The organism is Jannaschia sp. Os4, from assembly GCF_016820245.1.
In the GTDB taxonomy this organism is placed as follows: domain Bacteria; phylum Pseudomonadota; class Alphaproteobacteria; order Rhodobacterales; family Rhodobacteraceae; genus Jannaschia.
The window spans coordinates 751,129-769,505 of the sequence record NZ_JAFCAR010000001.1 but is presented as its reverse complement, the minus strand read 5'-3'; the positions used below and the strand labels follow the sequence as shown (position 1 = coordinate 769,505).

The window sequence follows — 18,377 nt, the reverse complement described above, 5'->3', positions numbered from 1 at the left end:
CGCCGATGGACCGGACGCGGCGGCGGGGCGCTCCCCGCGCCCCTCTGGCGCGACCGCGCCGCGCGCATTATGGGGTCCGCCTCATGTCCACGCCCTTCTCCAAGATGCACGGCCTCGGCAACGACTTCGTCGTGATCGACGGGCGCGCCGGCCATGCGGTCGACGCCGCGCTCGCCCGCGCGATGGGCGACCGGCACCGCGGCGTGGGCTTCGACCAGCTCGCGTGGATCTCGGACGACGGCGAGGCGGACGTCGCGTTGACCTTCTACAACTCCGACGGGTCCACCGCCGGGGCCTGCGGCAACGCCACCCGCTGCGTGGCCGCCTCCGAGATGGCGCGGCGGGGCGTGGACGCGATGACCCTCCGGACGGAGCGGGGGCTGCTGCGCGCCGAGGCCCGCGGGGACGCGGTGGCGGTGAACATGGGCGACCCGATCCTCGACTGGCGGGCCATCCCCTTGGCGCGGGACGTCTGCACCCTCCACCTGCCGATCGAAGGCGACCCGGCGGCGACGGGGATGGGCAACCCGCACTGCACCTTCTTCGTGGAGGACGCCGAGGCGGTGGACCTGCCCGCGCGGGGCGCGGAGATGGAGGTGCATCCCCTCTTCCCCGCGCGCACCAACGTGCAGTTCGCGAGCGTGACCGGCCCCGACCGCCTTCGGATGCGGGTGTGGGAGCGGGGCGTGGGCGTGACGCTGGCCTCGGGCTCGTCCACCTGCGCAACGGCGGTGGCCGCCGCGCGGCGGGGCCTGACGGGGCGGGCCGTGCGGGTCGATCTGGACGGCGGGCGGCTCGACATCGACTGGCGCGAGGACGGGGTGTGGATGACCGGCCCCACGGCGCACGTGTTCGACGGGGTGTGGCATGGGTGAGATGCCGATCCTGTCGAACCACGGCTGCCGCCTGAACGCCTACGAGGCCCACGCGATGGAGGCGATGGCCCGCGAGGCGGGCGTGGACGCGGTGATCGTGAACACCTGCGCCGTCACCTCCGAGGCGGTGGCCAAGGCGCGCCGCGACATCCGGCGGCTGCGGCGGGACCATCCGGGGCGGCGCATCGTCGTGACGGGCTGCGCCGCGCAGACGGACCCCGACGCCTTCGCCGCGATGGACGAGGTGGACGTGGTGCTGGGCAACGCCGACAAGATGCGCCCCGCGACGTGGTCAGCCTTGGGCACCGGGGACAGCGAGCCGGTGGTGGTCGACGACATCATGTCCGTGACCGAGACGGCGAGCCATCTGATCGACGGGTTCGGCACGCGCTCCCGCGCCTACGTGCAGGTGCAGAACGGCTGCGACCACCGCTGCACCTTCTGCATCATCCCGTTCGGGCGGGGGAACAGCCGTTCGGTTCCGGCGGGCGTCGTGGTGGAGCAGGTCGCGCGGCTGGTGGACCGGGGGTTCCAAGAGGTCGTCCTGACGGGGGTGGACCTGACCTCGTGGGGGGCGGACCTGCCGGGGGCGCCGCGGCTGGGCGATCTCTGCGCGCGGATCCTGAAGCTGACGGAGGTGGCGCGGCTGCGGATCTCCTCGATCGACTCGATCGAGGTGGACGACGCGCTGATGCGGCTGATCGCGGAGGAGGGGCGGCTGATGCCGCACCTGCACCTGTCGCTGCAGCACGGGCACGACCTGATCCTCAAGCGGATGAAGCGGCGGCATTCGCGGGCCGACGCGGTGCGGTTCTGCGCCGAGGCGCGGCGGCTGCGGCCCGACATGACGTTCGGGGCGGACCTGATCGCGGGCTTCCCGACGGAGACGGAGGACCACCACGCGGCGAACCTGTCGCTGGTGGAGGCGTGCGGCCTGACGTGGCTGCACGTGTTCCCCTACTCGCCCCGGCCCGGCACGCCGGCGGCGCGGATGCCCGCCGTGGACGGGCGCGCGATCAAGGCGCGGGCGGCGGAGTTGCGGGCAGCGGGGGCAGCGGCGGAGGCCGCGCATCTGGCGGGGCAGGTCGGGCGGACGCACCGGGTCCTGATGGAGTCGCCCCGGATGGGCCGGACGGAGCAGTTCGCGCCGGTGCGGTTCGGATCGGATCGGGCGGAGGGCGCGGTCGTCCCCGCGGCCATCGACGCGGTCGCGGACGGCGCGCTCCGCGCGGCCTGACCCCTCACTTCAGGCGCAGCCAGCTCCCCTCGGGGCGTCCGCGCGGCAGGGTCATCATCCCCGCCGCCACGATCAGCGCGATGCCGATCCAGCCCCAGAGCCCCGGCAGGTGCGCGAAGATCAGCGCGTCGAGGATCACGGCGAAGACCAGCCCCGCGTAGTCGAACGGGGCCAGCGTCGAGACGGGGGCGCGGGCCGACGCCTCGGTGGCGAGGATGTGCGTCGCCGCCCCGATCACCCCGGCGGCGGCCATCCATGCCCAGATCGCCCCGCTCATCGGCGCCCAGCCGGTCCAGAGCGACAGGAGGCCCCCCACCGCGCCCGCGATCACCGCGAAGGACAGCGCGATGGAGATCGTCGTCTCGGTCGCGGTCATCGACCGGATGAGCGAGCGCAGGACCGCCATCAGCGCCGCCCCCGCGATGCCCGCGAGCATGCCCGACGCCTCGGTCCAGCCCCAGCCCTCGCGCGCGACGGAGGTGTAGAGCATCGCCACCATCCCCGCGCAGCCCACCGACACGGCGAGCGCCGCGCGCAGCGACAGCCGCTCGCCCAAGAGGACCACCGCCACGGGCACCGAGAGCACCGGCGCGAGGTAGGCCAAGGCCTGCGCGTGGGCCACGGGCAGCACCCCCAGCGCATAGAAGTTCAGGACCATCACCGTCCCGCCCAGCACGCCCCGCAGCAGGTGGCGCGACGCCTGCCGGGGCAGCCAGTCCGCCACCGGGGCGACCAGCGCGGCGTAGAGCAGGAGCACCGGGATCGAGAGCACCGAGCGCAGGACGACGACCTGCCCCGTGGTCGCCCCCGCCTGCGCGGCGCCGTGCACGCAGATGCCGATCCCCGCCGCCGTCGCCGCGCCCGCCACGCGGAGCGCGATCCCCGAGCGCAGGCGGTCGGGGCGGGTCCGCTCGGACTGGGCGGTCAACGTGGCCATGCGTCCCCTTGCGCCCGCGCGCCGCTGCGGCACAACCCTTCCGGACCGGAGACCCGCCTATGCATCCCAACCCCGCCTTCCGCGCCGAGACGCGCGACCGTGCGCTCGCGCTGGTCCGCGACCGAGGCTTCGGCACGCTCGCCGTGAACGCCGAGGGCGGGCCGCTGCTGTCGCACGTGCCCCTCCTGCTGGCGGAGGACGGGGCGAGCGCGGACCTCCACCTCGTCCGCTCCAACCCCATCGCGCGGCTGGGCGAGACGGCGGCCGTCGTCGCGGTGATGGGGCCGGACGCCTATATCTCGCCCGACTGGTACGAGGTGCCCGACCAGGTGCCGACATGGAACTACGCCGCCGTCCACCTGCGCGGCACGCTGCGCCCGCTGCCCGAGGACGCGATGCACGACATGCTGGACCGCCAGTCGGCAGCCTACGAGGTCCGCCTTCTGCCGAAGCGGCCTTGGACCACGGCCAAGATGGACCCGGACGTCCTAGCGCGGATGATGCGGCAGATCCTGCCCTTCCGCCTCGAGGTCGATGCCGTCGACGCGACCTTCAAGACGAGCCAGAACAAGCCCGAGACGGCCCGGCTCAAGGCCGCCTACGGCGTCGAGACCGGGCCGATCGGGCACGAGACGATGGCCATGGCCAAGCTCATGCGCGACGGCTGATCAGCCGCAGGACAGGCCCGTGATCGTGCCGGACGCGTCCACCTCGATGTTCAGGCGGGTGGGGTCGAGGTCCATGGTCACCGCCGTGTCCGGACCGACCACGCGGTCGTTGAGCCCGGCGGGCAGCGTGACCGCGGCCAAGGGCGAGCCGACCAGGCCGGCGTAGGCGACCGCCCCGCAGGGATCGTCCGCCTTCGGCGCGCAGGCGGCGACCGCGGCGAGCGGCATGGCGAGGAGGAGGGGCGTCGGCAGGCGCATCCCCGCATCCTGCCGCCTCGACCCGCCGCGCCGCAACCCTACCCTTCCCCGGGTCCGAGCCGACCCTGGGAGACCTGCATGCCCGAGTACGACGTCGCCGCCCTCGCCGCCCTGTCCGAGACCACCCCCACCCACGCCAAGGCGGGCGACACCGACCTCGTCCTCGTGCGCGAGGGCGACACCGTCCACGCGCTCGACCACGCCTGCCCCCATCTCGGGCTGCCGCTCTCGAAGGGCGTGGTCCGCGACGGCACGCTGATCTGCGCCTTCCACCACGCCTGCTTCCGCCTCGACGGCACCCAGACCCAGCCGCCGGGCACGGGGGGCCTCCGCTCCTATCCCGTCGCCATCCGCGCGGGCCGCGTCATCGTCGACGCGCCGCTGCCGGAGACGGACCCGCGGCCCGTCACCCCCACCGGCGCCCGCCGCGTGGTGATCGGCGGCGCGGGCGCCTGCGCCGACGAGGCGGTCCACGCGCTGCGCGGGATGGGGTTCGACGGCACGATCGAGATGGTCGCCCCCGACGGCCCGCCCTACGACCGGACCATGCTCTCGAAGGCGGTGCTGACCGGGGCCAAGGCGGCGGACGCGCTCGTCCTCACCGACGAGGACGCCCTCGCCCGGCAGGCCATCGTCCTGATCGACGGGCGGATCGCGTCGGTCGAGGCGGGCCGCGTCGTCCTCGAGGACGGAACCCGGCGCGCCTTCGACCACCTTCTGCTCGCGCCCGGAGGGCGCCCCAATGCGCTGGGCGTGCCCGGCGAGGACCACGCGGGCGTCCACGTGCTGCGCAACGCCGACCAAGCCGAGGCCTTGGCCGAGGCCGCCGGGCGGGGCGGGCGCGCGGTCGTCGTCGGCGGCGGCTTCATCGGGCTCGAGGCGGCGGCCTCGCTCGCCAAGCGGGGGATGGCGGTCACGCTGCTCACCCGCGAGGCGGTCCCGCTCGCCAAGCTGCTCGGGGACGAGGTCGCGGGCGCCATCCTCGCCGAGATCGAGGCGGCGGGCGTCGAGGTCCATGTCGGCGAGGCCGCGTCCTTCGAGGGCTCCAACACGCTGGCCGCCGTCGTCACGAAGGCGGGCGACCGCCTGCCCGCCGACATCGCCCTCGTGGCCATCGGCGTGACCCCCGCCACGAAGGGGATCGACGGCCTGCCCGCGCAGGACGACGGCGGGGTCCGCGTCGGCCCGGACCTGTCCGTGCCCGGCCGCGACGGGGTCCATGTGGGCGGCGACTGCGCCGAGGCCCCCACCCCCTTCGGCACAGCCCGGATCGAGCACTGGCGCGTCGCCCGCCAGCATGGGCGCCGCTTCGCCCGCGCGGTGATGGGCGTGGCCGAGGCGGAGGTGGACATCCCCTTCTTCTGGACCGCGCTGGGTCGGCAGTACCGCTACGTCGGCCATGCGGGGGACTGGGACGAGGTGCGGATCGACGGCGACCCGTCGGGGCCGTTCGTGGCCCGCTACGTCGAGGGCGGGCGCGTGACGGCGGCCTTCGGCGCGGGGCGCGACGCGGACCTCGCGGCGCTGCATCTGGAGATGAAGGCGGCGGGCGGGCCCCTCCCGGCCTGACGCGGCCGCGATTGCATCGCGCGCGCCCCCGCTCCACGGTGCGCGCGAGGCAGGGGAGGACGCCATGAGAACGAGAGCCGCGGTAGCTGTTGAGGCGGGCAAGCCGCTGGAGGTCATGGAGGTCGAGCTCGACGGCCCCAAGGCGGGCGAGGTGCTGGTCGAGATCAAGGCGACGGGCATCTGCCACACCGACGAGTTCACCCTGTCGGGCGCGGACCCGGAGGGGATGTTCCCCGCCATCCTCGGCCACGAGGGCGCGGGCGTGGTGCTGGAGGTGGGCGCGGGCGTCACGTCGCTGAAGCCGGGCGACCACGTGATCCCGCTCTACACGCCGGAATGCCGCGAGTGCGAGTACTGCCTGAACCCCAAGACGAACCTCTGCCAGAAGATCAGGTCCACCCAAGGGGCGGGGGTGATGCCGGACGGCACGTCGCGGTTCCGCATGACGGACGGGACGCCGATCCTGCACTACATGGGCTGCTCGACCTTCTCGAACCACACGGTCCTGCCCGAGATCGCGCTGGCCAAGGTCCGCGCCGACGCGCCGTTCGACAAGATCTGCTACATCGGCTGCGGCGTGACGACGGGCATCGGCGCCGTCATCAACACCGCCAAGGTCGAGATCGGGTCCACGGCCATCGTGTTCGGGCTGGGGGGCATCGGGCTCAACGTCATCCAAGGGCTGCGGCTGGCGGGGGCGGACCGGATCGTGGGCGTCGACCTGAACGACGACAAGAAGGCCATGGCCGAGCGGTTCGGCATGACCGACTTCGTGAACCCCTCGGCGGTGGACGGCCCGCTGGCGCCGCATCTCGTGGAGCTGACCGGGGGCGGCGGCGACTACACGTTCGACGCCACCGGCAACGTGGACGTCATGCGCGCGGCGCTGGAGTCGGCGCACAAGGGCTGGGGCGAGTCGATCATCATCGGGGTCGCGCCTGCGGGGGCGGAGATCGCCACGCGGCCCTTCCAGCTCGTGACGGGCCGCGTCTGGCGCGGCACCGCCTTCGGGGGCGCGCGGGGCCGGACGGACGTGCCGAAGATCGTGGACTGGTACATGGACGGCAAGATCGAGATCGACCCGATGATCACCCACACCCTGAAGCTCGACGACATCAACGAGGGGTTCGACCTGATGCACCGGGGCGAGAGCATCCGCTCGGTCGTGGTCTATTGAAGGCCCTCCTCCTCGCGTTCCTCGCCGCGACCCCGGCCGCCGCGCAGGAGGTCCTGACCGCCGTTCCGACCAACGGGACCCCGCTGGCGTTCGGACCATCGGACCTGCGGTCCGTGCAGCCGACGTTCGACCACGACGGGCAGCCCGCCGTCGCCTTCGTCCTGTCGGACGAGACCGTGCGGCGGTTCGGCGAGATGACCGCGCGGAACGTCCGGGAGATCATCGAACTGCGCCTCTGCGGCGAGGTGCTGACCGCCCCGCGCGTGATGGAGCCGATCCTCGGCGGCGCGCTCCAGATCACGGGCTCCTTCACCGTCGCGGAGGCCACGGACCTCGCGCTGCGCATCCGCGACGGGATCGGCTGCGCCGACGACCCGATGGGATAGCCTCCCGCCTCGCTCCCGCGCGGGTTCGCCCTAAGTCGTTGACGGTGAATGGCGAACGGAGGCGGGGATGCGCGAGGTGGCGCTGGTCGGGAACGGGCCGCTGGGATCGTCCGGCGCGGCGGAGATCGACGCGGCGAGCCGGGTGGTCCGCTTCAACGTGGCGCGCGGATTCGGCGCCGAGGCGGGGTCGCGGCTCGACGACCTCTTCCTCGTGAACTGCGGCGGGCAGATGCACGAGTGGCTGCTCGACCCCGCGTTCTGGACCTCGCCCCCCCTTCTGGCCGCGCGGCGCGTCACGCTCCCCATCGCGGCGGACCGCCCGGAATGGGGCCTGTGGCGCTGGCCGCGGGTGGCGCCCCACGTGCGCGACGGCGTCAACTTCGAGCGCGACGTGCGCCGCCGCCTCGACGGGCGTCGGGTGCGCACCGTTCCCGACCGCCTGCGGCGCGGGGCGATCCGCGCGCTGCGGCGGACGGGGCCGCCCCCCGAGGGGCCGGTCTGGCCCTCGACGGGCTTCCTCGCGCTGTTCCTCTACGACGCGATGCTGCCGCCGGAGACGCGGATCACGCTGCACGGCTTCGGGTTCGAGGGCGCGGCCTGCCATCCTTGGGCGCGCGAGCGGGCGTGGGTGGAGCGGCGCGCCGCGACGGGGCGGGTCCGCCTCGCCGGGGATCACTCCGCGGCGACGGCCTCCGCCGCGATGCCGAACCGCGCCGCCACGTCGGGCGCGTAGCGGACGAGGTCCAGCCGCAGGCGCTCCAACGCGGCGTCCTTGCGCTTGGCCTCCAGCATCACGTCGAACTCCAGCCCGGCGGCATCGCGCATGAAGCGGATGAACTCGAACGGCTGGACGTAGTCGGCGTGGCCCGTCCAGATCGGCGGTGCCTGCGTCGCCACCGGCTTGCCGGTCTTGGGATCCTTGCGGGTGATGGTCCGCATCTCCGTGCGGGGCGAGGAGAAGTGCATCTTGGGCCGCACCCCCTCGGCCCATGTCCCGAGGCAGGCGGCGAAGGTGGGGATCAGCTCCTCCTGCGGCTCGTGCAGGCACCACCAGTGCTGATGGTCGAAGATCAGCGGCACGCCGGTGCGCGCGCTGATCCACAGCGTGTCCGTGGCCGAGAAGCGCAGGTCGTCGTTCTCGAGCACCAGACGTCGGCGCACGTGCTCCGGCAGCCGCTCGTAGGCGGCGCACCAGCGGTCCCGGGCGGCGGGCTTGTCGTCGTAGACCCCGCCCACATGGGTCACGAGCACCGATTCCGGCCCCAGTCCCATGAGGTCCAGCATCCGCGCCTGGGAGGCGAGGTCGTTGACGCTCTTCTCCACGATCGTCTCGTCCGGCGCGTTGAGCAGCACGAACTGCGACGGGTGGAAGGACAGGCGCACGTCGAGCCGTCCCGCCTTGTCCCCGATCTCCCGGAGGCGGTCCGCGCTCTGCTCCACCATGCCGTGGAACTGCGGCATGTCGGGGTGGGTCGCGTAGGGCGCGAGGTCCGAGGACATGCGGTACATGCGGATGCCCCGCGCCGCGCAGTGGTCGAGGATCGCGTCCATGTAGTCGAGCGACACGGATAGGTGCGGGTCGTTCTGCCAGCGCCGGGTGTCGTTGCTCTTGAGGTCCGGGCGGGCCGTGACCTTGACGGGGAAGCCGAGGCGGAGGGGGTCGGTTCGGGGCATGCCGGACCAACCACCCGCGCCGCGCCGCGTTCCGCGCCGTGCGGTCGCAGGAACGCCGACGCGGCGGGGCGGTTGGCCCCGCGCATGGAGATCACCCACCCCGCCTTCGCCGCCGAGGCCGCCGCCCGTTTCGCCGCCTTCCGCGAGGCGGGCGCGATCGACCTGATCCTGTCCGACGTGGACGCCGACGGCCTGTCCTCGGCCGCGCTGCTGGCCGGGGCGCTGGACGTGCCGGTCCGGCTAGTGGGGCGGGGCATGAACGCGTGGACCGATCCGGTCGCGGCGGAGGTGGAGGGCCGCGGCCTCGTGGTGGCGGATCTCGGGATGCGGGGGCGCGCGCTGGGCGACCGGCTCTGCGTGATCGACCACCACGTCCCCACCGGCACCCCCGAGGGGGCGACGGTGATCCACGGCATCGACCTCGACCCCGTGCCGTCGACCTCGCTGCTCGCGTGGTACGCGCTGGGCGCGCCGGAGGAGCGGGGCTGGCTGGCCGCGCTGGGCTGCATCGGCGACTACGGCGACAAGGCGGGCCATCTGGAGGTGGCCCCGGCCAAGAAGCGCTGGGGGGCGGGCAAGCTGCGCGAGCTGACCTCGCTGGTGAACGCCCCGCGCCGCTCGGCGGCGGGCGACGCGGCACCCGCCCTCGAGCTCCTGCGGGCCGCCGCCGACCCGGCCCATGCGCTGTCCGGCGCGCTGCCCGGCCTCGCGGCCTGCGAGGCGGCCCGCGAGGAGGTGAAGGCCGCCACCGCCGAGGCCCGGCGCGCCCCGCCCCGGTTCGGCGCGCGCTACGGCGCGGACGTGGCCATCGTGCGGATCGACAGCCCCTGTCAGGTGCATCCGCTGACGGCGCAGTCGTGGGTCGGGCGCCTGCGCGGGGCGATCGTGTTCTGCGCCAACTTCGGCTACCTCCCGGGCAAGGTCTCGTTCTCGGGCCGCGCGCCGCGCTCCAAGGACATCGTCGCGCTGCTGGCGGAGCACCGGCCCGAGGGCGCCGATCCCGCCCATTACGGCAACGGGCACCGCCAAGCGGCGGGCGGCACGCTGGACCACGCGGCGTGGAACGCGCTAATGGACGATCTGGGCTTCGGACCCGAGATGCGCGCCTAGGGGGTGGAACGATCCCCGCCCCCGCCGGTAGGGAGGGGGCCAGCCCCGGAGGACCCATGCCAGACCGCACCCGCCAGCTCCTCGCCGTCCTCGTGGACGCGGACAACATCCCGGCCAAGTACGCCGAGGCCATCATGGACGAGATCGCGGGGCTGGGGGAGCCGGGCCTGCGGCGGGTCTACGGCGACTGGTCGTCGGACCGGCTGAAGCCGTGGGCGAACAAGGTGATGCAGCTGGGCCTCGTGGCGCATCAGGAGACGGCCAACACCAAGGGCAAGAACGCCTCCGACATCGGGCTGGTGATCGACGCGATGGACATCCTGCACACGGGCCGCTTCGACGCCTTCGTGCTGGTTTCGTCGGACAGCGACTTCACCCGGCTGGCCTCCCGCATCCGCGAGGAGGGGCTGGACGTCATCGGCATCGGGGAGGGCAAGGCGCCCGAGGCGCTGCGCAACGTCTGCAACCGCTTCATCATGATCGAGAACCTGATCGACGAGCCCGCGCCCAAGGGTCAGCCCGCTGCCAAGAAGGCCAAGCCCATCGACGCCATGCCGCTGATCGCGCGGGCGATGGACCGGATGGACCAGGACGGCGACTGGTTCGCGCTGGGCGCGCTGGGGTCCACGATCACGGCGGAGGTGCCGGACTTCGACACGCGGACCTACGGCAAGCGCAAGCTGTCGGACCTCGTGCGCGACATCGCCCGGCTGGAGACGAAGATGGACGGCACGCAGATGATGGTGCGGCGCCGGGACTGACCGCCGGACCGGGGCACCGCGGCCATGACGCGGGAGGTCAGCCCTCGACGGGGCGCTGCACCTCCCACCGCCGCTCGGCCTCGGGGACCGAGGGGCCGTCGTAGCCCGCCCACGTGACGTCGCCCGCGGGGGCCAGGCCCGCGCCCGCGATGTAGGAATCGAGCGCCGCCACCGCCGCCTCCACCCGCTCGGGCGTGGCCCGGCCCACGAAGCGCAGCGTGGCGCGGGTCTCGGGCGCGGTCTCGACGAGGCGGACGCGCGGATCCTCGGGGGCGGGCAGCGTGTCCATCGTCCATTCCGACGGCATCATGAAGCGCACGGTCCACTCGCCGTCGCCGCCGGGCGCGGTGGTCACCGGGGACGTCATCGCGATCTTTGCCCCGCCGCCGCCCGCCATCCCGCCCGCGTCCGCGGGCGTCACCGCCACCGGGGCGGTCATGGCGATCTTCTGCCCCGGGGCGTTCGCCCCGAAGATGTAGGAGGCGAGCGGGCGGAACCCGGCGGAGGAGGCGGCGCGGCGGCTGTCGGCGGCGACCGTGACCTCGGCCACGATCATCGGCGCGTAGCGGCGGACCTCGATCCGCCCGTCGAAGCCGGGCGCCGGGGCGGCGGCGATCACCGCGTGGGCGGGGGTCTCGATGTCGTCGGCCATGGCGGCTCCGGTCGTGAGGGCGAGGGCTGCGAGGAGGGCGCGCATGTCGGGTCTCCGGGGACGGGGACCACGACCTAGCGCGCCGGACCGCGCCGTCAGTCGTGGCGGGCCGCGCCCTCCAGCACGAAGCGGATCATCTCGCGCAGCCGGGCGCGGGGCGCGGCGCTGATGCGGGACTCGAGGCCGAGCCAGACGATCCCGTGCACGGCGGAGAAGAGCGCGCGGGTGCGGATGCGGACCTCCTCGGGGCCGAGGCCGGGGAAGATCTCGGCCAAGGGCGCGTCGATCAGCGACAGCACCCGGTCGAGCGCCGCGAGATACCAGTCGGGGGCGGCGCTCTCGGTCATCTGCACGTCGAAGAGCGCGCGCCACAGCCGTGGCTCCGAGGCGGCGAAGTCGAGATAGGCCTCCGACATCGACACCAGCCGCTCGACCGGCGCGTCGCCGGCGGTGCCCGCGACGACATGGGCGCCGAGGCGGCGGAACGTCTCGCCGTTCACGGCCAGCACCAGTTGGGGGAGGTCCCCGAACACCGTGTAGATCGCGCCGACCGAGCAGCCCGCGTCCTCGGCCAAGGCGCGCGCGCGCAACGCCGCGGCGCCCTCGGCGCGGATCGTGGCGGTCGCCGCCTCGATCAGCCGTCCGCGCAGCGCCTCGCGCCGGGCCTCGGTCGCCTTCGCCATGGGATCCTCCGATGAACGCCGTTCGCCTAGCCGGTGGCGCCTTGCGCGTCGACCCTCGGGCGGCCAAACCTGCGCGCCATGCGCCACGGGCTTCCCCACGCGGCGCCGGGACAGGTGGTGGGCCTGCTCGGCGGGTCGTTCGACCCGGCCCATGGCGGCCACGTCCACATCACCCGCGAGGCGCTGCGCCGGTTCGGGCTGGACCGGGTGTGGTGGCTGGTCTCGCCCGGCAACCCGCTCAAGGCGCGCGGCCCCGCGCCGATGGAGCAGCGGCTGGAACGGGCGCGGGCGCTGATGGCGCATCCGCGCGTCGAGGTGACGGGCATTGAGGCGCGGCTGGGGACGCGGTTCACGGCGGAGACCTTGGCCGCCCTGCAGGCGCTCTATCCGCGCGTCCTGTTCGTGTGGCTGATGGGGGCGGACAACCTCGTGCAGCTGCACCGCTGGGAGGACTGGCACGACATCATGGCGCGGGTGCCCGTGGGGGTGCTGGCGCGCCCGGGGACGCGGATCGCGGCGCGGCTGTCGGTGGCGGCGCGGACCTACGCGCGGTTCCGGCTGCGCGGCCCGGCGGTGCGGCGGCTGGGCCGGGCCGAGGCGCCCGCATGGGCCTTCGCGAACGTGCCGCTGGACCCGTCGTCCTCGACGGCGATCCGGGACGGGGGCGGGTGGGGGTCCGATTGACGGGGCGGAGCTGCATCCTGCGAACTGATCGCCCGCGCGGTTAACAGCCGCGAAGCGGCCCGGGCATCGCCGGGCCGTCCCCCGGCCCGGCGATCCTTCGCCGCATCCGAGACGGTCGGGGGTCGTGCGGGGGCGAGGGATAGACCGCGTCGCGGACAGGTCGCATCGCCGCGCCACGGCCCTGCGATGCGCTTTCGGCGGACCCTACCGCCACTTGATCGAGCAGCCCATCGACGGCGTCTGGTGCGGCACCGTCCCGCCGCCCGCGATGGTCCGCATCCCCTCGACCAGTTCCGCCCGCCGCGCGGACGCATCCCCGCGCATCCCCACGTCGTCCACCCGCCCGCGATACTGAAGCGTCAGCCCCGGCCCGTAGCCGAAGAGGTCGGGCGTGCAGACCGCCCCGAAGGCGCGCGCTGCCTCCTGCCGCTCATCCACGAGATAGGGGACGGGCAGGGCGTGGGCCTCGGCGAAGGCGGCCATGCGGTCGGGGGCGTCGTCGGGGTAGGCGGTCCAGTCGTTCGGCATGATCAGCGCGCCGCCGACGCCCTCGTCCTTCAGCGCGACGAGGTCGGCGGCCAGCCGGTCGATCACCGCGATCACGTAGGGGCAGTGGTTGCAGATGAAGGCCACCACGAGGCCGTTCGGCCCGCGCAGACCGTCACGGGTGTGCACGGTGCCGCCGGGGTCGGGCAGGGCGAAGTCGGGGCAGGGGGCGCTCATCGTCTCGGTGGGGGTCTCGACGAGGGCCATGCGCGTCACTCCTGCGGCTGGTGCTCCAGCGGGTCGGGGGCGGGGTTGGCCCCGCAGACGAGCACGGCCACGCGCTCCCCCTCGTCGGGAACGTAGGCCCCGGAGGTGAGCGCGGCGAGGGCGGCGGCGCCCGACGGCTCGACCAGTTGGCGCGCCTCGCGCCAGAGCAGGTCGCGGGCGTGGGCGATGGCGGCGTCGGGGACGGTGACGGACGCGGCGAGGCGGTCGCGGGCGAGGTCGAAGGCCAGTCCGCCGACCCGTTTGGCCCCGAGCGCGTTGGCGGCGATGCCGGAGACGGGGACGTCGACGGGCGCGCCCGCCTCCAGCGCGGCGTGGAGGCAGCGCGACCGCTCCGGCTCGACCGCGACGACGCGGCGGCGGTCGCCCAGCCATGCCAGCGCGCCCGCGATCAGGCCGCCGCCGCCCACCGCGACGAGCACCGTGTCCGCCTCCAGCCCCTGCGCCTCCCATTCGGCGAAGCACGTCCCCTGCCCGGCGATGGTGGGGGCGGCGTCGTAGGCGTGGACCTGCATCGCGCCCGTCTCGGCCTCATGCGCCTGCGCCGCCTCAAGCGCGTCCTGATAGAGGCCGGGCACCACGTGGCAGGTGGCGCCCGTCCGCTCGATCAACGCGATCTTGGCCGGCCCCGCGACCTCCGGCACGAAGATGTGGGCGGGGTGGCCCAGCGTGGCAGCAGCGAACGCCACCGCCGCGCCGTGGTTGCCGCCCGAGGCGGCGACGACCCCACCCTCGGGCACCTCCGCCGACAGCAGCGTGTTGAACGCGCCGCGCGCCTTGAAGGAGCCGGTGTGCTGGAGGTGCTCCAGCTTGGCGGCCACCGCGAACCCGCCGAGCGTCAGGTCGCAGACGGGCGTGACCCGCGCGTGCCCGGCGATCCGCGTCCGCGCGGTGGCGATCTCCTGCGTCCAGCCCATGTGGTCCTCCCGTGCCGGGGCCGTTAGACCGGCCCGACCCCCGCCACGCAAGGAGCCGCCCCGCATGTCCGCATCCTCTCGCGAGACCCGCAACCACCCGATGCGCGACGCCCGCGAGGACATCGAGACGGCGCACGAGTTGCCGGACACGCCGCAGACCCGCTCGCCGGCCTACCGCCTCGCCTTCGCGGACGACGACTTCCTGTGCCGCGACGAGCTGCGGCCCGTGCGGCTGCAACTGGAGTTGCTGAAGCCCACGCTGCTGATGGACGAGGCGGCGGTCGAATCGACGGTGGTGATGTTCGGCGGCGCGCGCATCCCGCGCCCCGCCGACCGCGACGAGGCCCGGACCGAGACGCTGCGCGCGCTCGCCGACCAGTACGAGGAGGCGCGCCGCTTCGCCCGCGTGGTGACCGAGCGGTCGATGGCGCGCTCGGAGGGGCGCGAGGACGTGATCGTCACCGGCGGCGGCCCCGGCATCATGGAGGCGGGCAACCGCGGCGCGGCGGACGCGGGCGGGCGCTCCATCGGCCTGAACATCGTGCTGCCGCACGAGCAGGCGCCCAACGAGTTCGTCACGCCGGACCTGTCGTTCAACTTCCACTACTTCGCGATCCGCAAGATGCACTTCCTGATGCGGGCCTCCGCCGTCTGCGTCTTCCCCGGCGGGTTCGGCACCTTGGACGAGCTGTTCGAGGCGCTGACCCTGATCCAGACGGGGCGGATGGAGCGGGTGCCGTTCCTGCTGTTCGGCACCGAGTTCTGGCACCGGATCGTGAACTGGGACGCGCTGCGCGAGGCGGGGACCATCGGGGAGGACGACCTCGAGCTGTTCCGCTTCGTGGACACGGCGGACGAGGCGCTCGGCTTCATGGACGACTGGCCCCTGCCGCGCACCCGGCGCGCGCACATCCCGGGCCGGGTGGAGGCCTAGTCCCCCAGCCGGTACTCCACGATCTCGCTGCGCTGGATGGACCGCAGGTTGTCGTCCGACACCATCGTCGCCCGCAGCCCGTGCCCCCCGCGCCAGACCGCCAGCCCTTCGAGGTTGTCGTGCCGGGCCAAGGCCGTCTCGAGGTCGGTCCGGAGGTCCGTCCCGTCCGGCCGGACCGAGCGGAGGCGGGTGCGGAACCCGAGCAGCAGGAAGTCCCGCTCCAGCAGCCAGAGCCGCCCGTCGGGCCCGAAATCCGCCCCCGTGACGCGGTAGCGCCCGTCGGCGGGGACGGCGAAGGCGACCTCCCACGCCCCGCGCTCCCACCGGTGGACGTCGAAGCGTCCCGCGGCGGGCGACTCCGACACCACGTGGATGCGCCCCAGCGGATCGACGGCGAGCGCCTCGATGCCCGCGTTGACGGAGGCCGACAGGTCCGGCGGCGGCCCGAGATCCGCAGCCACGCCGCCGTCCAGCGCCTCGCGCCACTCGACCCTGTGGTTCCCCTCGAACCCGATGGCCCAGCCGCCCCCGAAGCGGTCGAGCGCCTCCGAATCGCCGCCCGGCTCGAGCGTCCCGCGACGGTCGACGGGCGCGCCGGCGAGGTCGCCCGCCGCGTCGCGCAGGAGCCGCCCCTCGGCCCACGCCCCCCGGTCGGAGACCACGGCGAACGCGCCGCCGTCCTCGGCGACCCACAGCGCCGACCAGCCGCCCGCCCCCTCCCACGGGACGAAGGGCAGGACGGTCGGGCCGGCCGAGGCCGCGAGGGGCAGCAGGCTCAGCGCGAGGGCGCGGAGAGCACGTCGGCGCACTGGTGGGGCAGGTCGGCCATCGTCAGGTCGCGGCGCGGCGCGGGGGCGGGCGCGTCCGGGTCGGGCGGCGGCGGGTTGAGGATGTTGCGCTGCCACTGCCGCGCCTCGGCGCAGCCGTCGCCGGGCGGGATGGGGGACTGGTTCTCGCAATGCGCGGCCCCGCGCGGGCAAGCGATGCGGACGTGCATGTGGTAGTGGTGCCCCCACCACGGGCGCACCTTGCGCAGCCAGTCGCGGTTGCCGGTGGCGTTCTCGCACATCCAGACCTTGGCGCCGGGGAAGATGAAGATGCGCGCCGTGCGCCGGTCGGACGCGGCCCGGCGCACCAGCTCCATCTGGTCCGCCGTCCAGCGGTCGTTGACGTAGGCCCCCTCGGAGCGGCGCATGGAGATGGCGGAGAGGTCCTCGCGCGCGCGCCGGGACAGGTCGATGCGGTCCGACGGATAGAGCCAGATGTCCGCGTCGAGGCCCATCTGGTGGCTGCGGTGGCCGGTCAGCATCGGCCCGCCGCGCGGCTGGCTGATGTCGCCCACGTAGATGCCCGCCCAGCCGCGCCCGCGCATGTGGCGGCCCAGATCCTCGACGAGGTCGATCATCTGCGGGTGGCCCCAGTTGCGGTTGCGCGACAGGCGCATCGCCTGCCACGCCTCGCCCGTCTCGGGCAGCGCCTCGAGGCCGTGGGCGCAGCCCTTGGCGTAGGATCCGAACGGCTCGGCCGGGGCGGCCGAAGGGCGCCGGGCCGCGCCGAACAGGCGCTTGGCGATCTTGCCCGCGAGGTCGGCGGGGATCGCGTCGCGGGTCGAGACGGCGGTGGACACCGCCGTGGACGCGCCGTTGCAGGCCGAAAGGGCCAGCGCGGCGCACAGGATCAGCGGGCGGATCATCGGCGGTCTCCCTCGGGGTCCACCCAGCGTAGCAGCACCAGCCCCGCGACGAACAGGAGGGCCACGGGCAGGTAGCCCAATCTCGCCGAATCCGTGACCGTGGTGCCCACGTAGATCAGGGCGGGCGCGAGGAAGGCGGTCGCCTTGCCCGCCAGCGCATAGAGGCCGAACGCCTCGCCGCCGCCGTCCGGGTCGGCGTGGCGCACCATCATCGTGCGGCTCGCGGCCTGCACGACGCCGCCCGCCCCGCCGATCAGCGCGCCCATCACGTAGAGCGTGACGTCGGGCAGGCTGGACCCCTCCGGGATGGGGATGCCCACGACCATCTCGCGGGAGGTGAAGCAGATCACCAAGAGCACCGCCGTCAGGATGCAGACCGCGCCGACGATGACGGGCTTGGGCCCGAACCGCCCGTCCAGCCGCCCGCCGACATAGGACGCGATCGCCGCCGTGACCGCGCCGACGATCCCGAACACGCCGATCTGCGTCGTCTCCCAGCCCAGCACGAGCGTCGCGTAGACGCCCCCGAACGAGTAGAGCGCGACCAGCGCGTCGCGGTAGAGCATCGAGCCCGCGAGGAAGGCCGTCAGCGACGGGCGCCCCGGCAGCTGGCGCAGCAGGTCCATCACGTCGCCCACCGCGCCGCGCAGCGACATCGGCTTGGCCGCGACCCGCGGCTCGCGGACCCACGCGAAGAACGGCACCATGAAGACCACGTACCACAGCGCCGAGAACGGCCCGACCGCGCGCGTCCCCTCCCGCTCCGCCCCGTCGAGGCCGAGCGCGGGGCTGCCGCCGAGGAAGGTGCGCCCGTCGGCGTTGTCCGCGAAGAGCGCCAGCATGACCGCGAGGCTGAGCACCCCGCCCGCGTAGCCCATCGCGTAGCCCGTCCCCGAGATGCGCCCGATCTTGTCGCGCGGCGCGAGGCCCGGCAGCATGGCGTTGGTGAAGAGCGTGGTCATCTCCGCCCCGATCATGGCGAGCGCGAAGGCGCCGAGCGCCAGCATCGTCTGCGAGGCGTCGGGCACCATCAGCCAGATGCCCGCCGTGCCCACCACGTAGGCGACCGAGAAGCCCACGATCCACGTCATCTTGCTCGCAGCGCGGTCGGCCAGCGCGCCCATCACCGGGGCCGAGATCGCGATGGCCACGCCGATCACCGTCTGCGCCCCGGACCACAGCCGCTGCGCCCCCGCCTTGGCCGAGCCGGGGTCCAAGCCGTCGGCGATCAGCGAGTCGGCGACCACGGCGGCGAAGTAGGGGCCGAAGATGAAGGTCAGCAGCAGGGTGTAGAAGGGCTGCGAGGCCCAGTCGAACATCATCCAGCCGCGCACGCGGCGGCGGAGCGTCCCGCCGTCGGCAACGGCGTCGGTCGTCACGGCCATGAGTCG

General features: G+C 74.1%; 21 protein-coding genes. 11 read left to right on the top strand and 10 right to left on the bottom strand.

Annotation, left to right across the window (positions count from 1 at the left end; all coding sequences use genetic code 11):
- The first annotated feature begins 83 nt into the window (after window positions 1-83).
- Together dapF and mtaB are read left to right on the top strand one after the other, a co-directional pair.
- Window positions 84-875 carry a diaminopimelate epimerase gene (gene dapF, locus JQC91_RS03985; protein ID WP_203285458.1) on the top strand — a complete coding sequence of 264 codons (792 nt, stop codon included), beginning with the start codon at window positions 84-86 and terminating at the stop codon, window positions 873-875.
- A complete protein-coding gene (mtaB, locus tag JQC91_RS03980; protein ID WP_203285457.1) occupies window positions 868-2,112 on the top strand; it encodes a tRNA (N(6)-L-threonylcarbamoyladenosine(37)-C(2))-methylthiotransferase MtaB in 1,245 nt (414 codons plus the stop codon). The genes dapF and mtaB overlap by 8 nt, the downstream gene beginning before the upstream one ends.
- Window positions 2,113-2,116: 4 nt before the next feature.
- On the opposite strand, the gene JQC91_RS03975 is transcribed toward mtaB, so the two are convergent.
- Window positions 2,117-3,049 carry a DMT family transporter gene (locus JQC91_RS03975; protein WP_203285456.1) on the bottom strand — a complete coding sequence of 311 codons (933 nt, stop codon included), beginning with the start codon at window positions 3,047-3,049 and terminating at the stop codon, window positions 2,117-2,119.
- A gap of 59 nt (window positions 3,050-3,108) precedes the next feature.
- Between JQC91_RS03975 and JQC91_RS03970 the strand changes: the two genes are divergently transcribed.
- Window positions 3,109-3,717, top strand: coding sequence for an FMN-binding negative transcriptional regulator (locus tag JQC91_RS03970; protein ID WP_203285455.1), 609 nt, complete (start codon window positions 3,109-3,111; stop codon window positions 3,715-3,717).
- On the opposite strand, the gene JQC91_RS03965 is transcribed toward JQC91_RS03970, so the two are convergent.
- Window positions 3,718-3,975 (bottom strand): I78 family peptidase inhibitor, encoded by a 258-nt coding sequence (locus JQC91_RS03965; protein WP_203285454.1) that lies wholly within the window; start codon window positions 3,973-3,975, stop codon window positions 3,718-3,720.
- Between the two features lie 78 nt (window positions 3,976-4,053).
- Here JQC91_RS03965 and JQC91_RS03960 point away from each other — a divergent pair, with 78 nt between their 5' ends.
- From JQC91_RS03960 to JQC91_RS03945, 4 genes are all read left to right on the top strand, one after another.
- A complete protein-coding gene (locus tag JQC91_RS03960) occupies window positions 4,054-5,544 on the top strand; it encodes an FAD-dependent oxidoreductase (RefSeq protein ID WP_203285453.1) in 1,491 nt (496 codons plus the stop codon).
- A 64-nt stretch (window positions 5,545-5,608) separates the two neighbouring features.
- Window positions 5,609-6,721 (top strand): S-(hydroxymethyl)glutathione dehydrogenase/class III alcohol dehydrogenase, encoded by a 1,113-nt coding sequence (locus tag JQC91_RS03955; protein WP_203285452.1) that lies wholly within the window; start codon window positions 5,609-5,611, stop codon window positions 6,719-6,721.
- Window positions 6,718-7,107, top strand: a complete 390-nt coding sequence (locus JQC91_RS03950; RefSeq protein ID WP_203285451.1) for a hypothetical protein — start codon at window positions 6,718-6,720, stop codon at window positions 7,105-7,107. Before JQC91_RS03955 ends, JQC91_RS03950 begins: the two co-directional genes overlap by 4 nt.
- 67 nt (window positions 7,108-7,174) lie before the next feature.
- The gene (locus tag JQC91_RS03945) at window positions 7,175-7,840 is read left to right on the top strand and encodes a hypothetical protein (RefSeq protein ID WP_203285450.1); all 666 of its coding nucleotides are present in this window, start codon (window positions 7,175-7,177) and stop codon (window positions 7,838-7,840) included.
- On the opposite strand, the gene uvsE is transcribed toward JQC91_RS03945, so the two are convergent.
- Complete coding sequence (gene uvsE / locus JQC91_RS03940; RefSeq protein WP_203285449.1) at window positions 7,780-8,781, bottom strand: UV DNA damage repair endonuclease UvsE; 1,002 nt, start codon at window positions 8,779-8,781, stop codon at window positions 7,780-7,782. The genes JQC91_RS03945 and uvsE overlap by 61 nt on opposite strands.
- A gap of 84 nt (window positions 8,782-8,865) precedes the next feature.
- Between uvsE and JQC91_RS03935 the strand changes: the two genes are divergently transcribed.
- Together JQC91_RS03935 and JQC91_RS03930 are read left to right on the top strand one after the other, a co-directional pair.
- Entirely contained in the window at window positions 8,866-9,891 is a 1,026-nt protein-coding gene (locus JQC91_RS03935) for a hypothetical protein (protein ID WP_203285448.1), read from the top strand.
- 56 nt (window positions 9,892-9,947) lie between these two features.
- On the top strand, window positions 9,948-10,652 hold the full coding sequence (locus tag JQC91_RS03930; protein ID WP_203285447.1) for an NYN domain-containing protein: 705 nt from the start codon (window positions 9,948-9,950) through the stop codon (window positions 10,650-10,652).
- Window positions 10,653-10,689: 37 nt separating this feature from the next.
- On the opposite strand, the gene JQC91_RS03925 is transcribed toward JQC91_RS03930, so the two are convergent.
- Together JQC91_RS03925 and JQC91_RS03920 are read right to left on the bottom strand one after the other, a co-directional pair.
- Complete coding sequence (locus JQC91_RS03925) at window positions 10,690-11,349, bottom strand: heme-binding protein (RefSeq protein WP_238941257.1); 660 nt, start codon at window positions 11,347-11,349, stop codon at window positions 10,690-10,692.
- Between the two features lie 50 nt (window positions 11,350-11,399).
- The gene (locus tag JQC91_RS03920; protein ID WP_203285446.1) at window positions 11,400-11,987 is read right to left on the bottom strand and encodes a TetR/AcrR family transcriptional regulator; all 588 of its coding nucleotides are present in this window, start codon (window positions 11,985-11,987) and stop codon (window positions 11,400-11,402) included.
- 78 nt (window positions 11,988-12,065) lie between these two features.
- On the opposite strand from JQC91_RS03920, the gene JQC91_RS03915 reads away from it, so the two are divergent.
- On the top strand, window positions 12,066-12,671 hold the full coding sequence (locus JQC91_RS03915) for a nicotinate-nucleotide adenylyltransferase (RefSeq protein WP_203285445.1): 606 nt from the start codon (window positions 12,066-12,068) through the stop codon (window positions 12,669-12,671).
- 204 nt (window positions 12,672-12,875) lie between these two features.
- On the opposite strand, the gene JQC91_RS03910 is transcribed toward JQC91_RS03915, so the two are convergent.
- Together JQC91_RS03910 and JQC91_RS03905 are read right to left on the bottom strand one after the other, a co-directional pair.
- Window positions 12,876-13,424, bottom strand: a complete 549-nt coding sequence (locus tag JQC91_RS03910; RefSeq protein ID WP_203285444.1) for a thioredoxin family protein — start codon at window positions 13,422-13,424, stop codon at window positions 12,876-12,878.
- 5 nt (window positions 13,425-13,429) lie between these two features.
- A complete protein-coding gene (locus JQC91_RS03905) occupies window positions 13,430-14,359 on the bottom strand; it encodes a threonine/serine dehydratase (protein ID WP_203285443.1) in 930 nt (309 codons plus the stop codon).
- 64 nt (window positions 14,360-14,423) lie between these two features.
- Between JQC91_RS03905 and JQC91_RS03900 the strand changes: the two genes are divergently transcribed.
- Window positions 14,424-15,293: an LOG family protein gene (locus tag JQC91_RS03900; RefSeq protein WP_203285442.1), complete on the top strand. Its 870-nt coding sequence runs from the start codon at window positions 14,424-14,426 to the stop codon at window positions 15,291-15,293.
- Here JQC91_RS03900 and JQC91_RS03895 read toward each other — a convergent pair.
- The 3 genes from JQC91_RS03895 to JQC91_RS03885 are packed head-to-tail and all read right to left on the bottom strand — an operon-like array spanning window position 15,290 to window position 18,371.
- The gene (locus JQC91_RS03895) at window positions 15,290-16,102 is read right to left on the bottom strand and encodes an esterase-like activity of phytase family protein (protein ID WP_203285441.1); all 813 of its coding nucleotides are present in this window, start codon (window positions 16,100-16,102) and stop codon (window positions 15,290-15,292) included. The genes JQC91_RS03900 and JQC91_RS03895 overlap by 4 nt on opposite strands.
- Window positions 16,069-16,986 carry a penicillin-insensitive murein endopeptidase gene (mepA, locus tag JQC91_RS03890; protein ID WP_203285440.1) on the bottom strand — a complete coding sequence of 306 codons (918 nt, stop codon included), beginning with the start codon at window positions 16,984-16,986 and terminating at the stop codon, window positions 16,069-16,071. Before mepA ends, JQC91_RS03895 begins: the two co-directional genes overlap by 34 nt.
- On the bottom strand, window positions 16,983-18,371 hold the full coding sequence (locus JQC91_RS03885) for an MFS transporter (protein ID WP_203285439.1): 1,389 nt from the start codon (window positions 18,369-18,371) through the stop codon (window positions 16,983-16,985). Before JQC91_RS03885 ends, mepA begins: the two co-directional genes overlap by 4 nt.
- Window positions 18,372-18,377 lie beyond the last annotated feature (6 nt).

Bases quoted from the DNA above. Each gene is read 5' to 3' on its own strand.
- JQC91_RS03925 (WP_238941257.1), bottom strand. From the start codon at position 11,349: ATGCGCGCCCTCCTCGCAGCCCTCGCCCTCACGACCGGAGCCGCCATG.
- JQC91_RS03930 (WP_203285447.1), top strand. From the start codon at position 9,948: ATGCCAGACCGCACCCGCCAGCTCCTCGCCGTCCTCGTGGACGCGGAC.
- JQC91_RS03960 (WP_203285453.1), top strand. From the start codon at position 4,054: ATGCCCGAGTACGACGTCGCCGCCCTCGCCGCCCTGTCCGAGACCACC.
- JQC91_RS03905 (WP_203285443.1), bottom strand. From the start codon at position 14,359: ATGGGCTGGACGCAGGAGATCGCCACCGCGCGGACGCGGATCGCCGGG.
- mtaB (WP_203285457.1), top strand. From the start codon at position 868: ATGGGTGAGATGCCGATCCTGTCGAACCACGGCTGCCGCCTGAACGCC.
- JQC91_RS03965 (WP_203285454.1), bottom strand. From the start codon at position 3,975: ATGCGCCTGCCGACGCCCCTCCTCCTCGCCATGCCGCTCGCCGCGGTC.
- JQC91_RS03935 (WP_203285448.1), top strand. From the start codon at position 8,866: ATGGAGATCACCCACCCCGCCTTCGCCGCCGAGGCCGCCGCCCGTTTC.
- JQC91_RS03955 (WP_203285452.1), top strand. From the start codon at position 5,609: ATGAGAACGAGAGCCGCGGTAGCTGTTGAGGCGGGCAAGCCGCTGGAG.
- JQC91_RS03975 (WP_203285456.1), bottom strand. From the start codon at position 3,049: ATGGCCACGTTGACCGCCCAGTCCGAGCGGACCCGCCCCGACCGCCTG.
- JQC91_RS03900 (WP_203285442.1), top strand. From the start codon at position 14,424: ATGTCCGCATCCTCTCGCGAGACCCGCAACCACCCGATGCGCGACGCC.
- JQC91_RS03945 (WP_203285450.1), top strand. From the start codon at position 7,175: ATGCGCGAGGTGGCGCTGGTCGGGAACGGGCCGCTGGGATCGTCCGGC.
- JQC91_RS03915 (WP_203285445.1), top strand. From the start codon at position 12,066: ATGCGCCACGGGCTTCCCCACGCGGCGCCGGGACAGGTGGTGGGCCTG.
- JQC91_RS03885 (WP_203285439.1), bottom strand. From the start codon at position 18,371: ATGGCCGTGACGACCGACGCCGTTGCCGACGGCGGGACGCTCCGCCGC.
- mepA (WP_203285440.1), bottom strand. From the start codon at position 16,986: ATGATCCGCCCGCTGATCCTGTGCGCCGCGCTGGCCCTTTCGGCCTGC.
- uvsE (WP_203285449.1), bottom strand. From the start codon at position 8,781: ATGCCCCGAACCGACCCCCTCCGCCTCGGCTTCCCCGTCAAGGTCACG.
- dapF (WP_203285458.1), top strand. From the start codon at position 84: ATGTCCACGCCCTTCTCCAAGATGCACGGCCTCGGCAACGACTTCGTC.
- JQC91_RS03920 (WP_203285446.1), bottom strand. From the start codon at position 11,987: ATGGCGAAGGCGACCGAGGCCCGGCGCGAGGCGCTGCGCGGACGGCTG.
- JQC91_RS03910 (WP_203285444.1), bottom strand. From the start codon at position 13,424: ATGGCCCTCGTCGAGACCCCCACCGAGACGATGAGCGCCCCCTGCCCC.
- JQC91_RS03970 (WP_203285455.1), top strand. From the start codon at position 3,109: ATGCATCCCAACCCCGCCTTCCGCGCCGAGACGCGCGACCGTGCGCTC.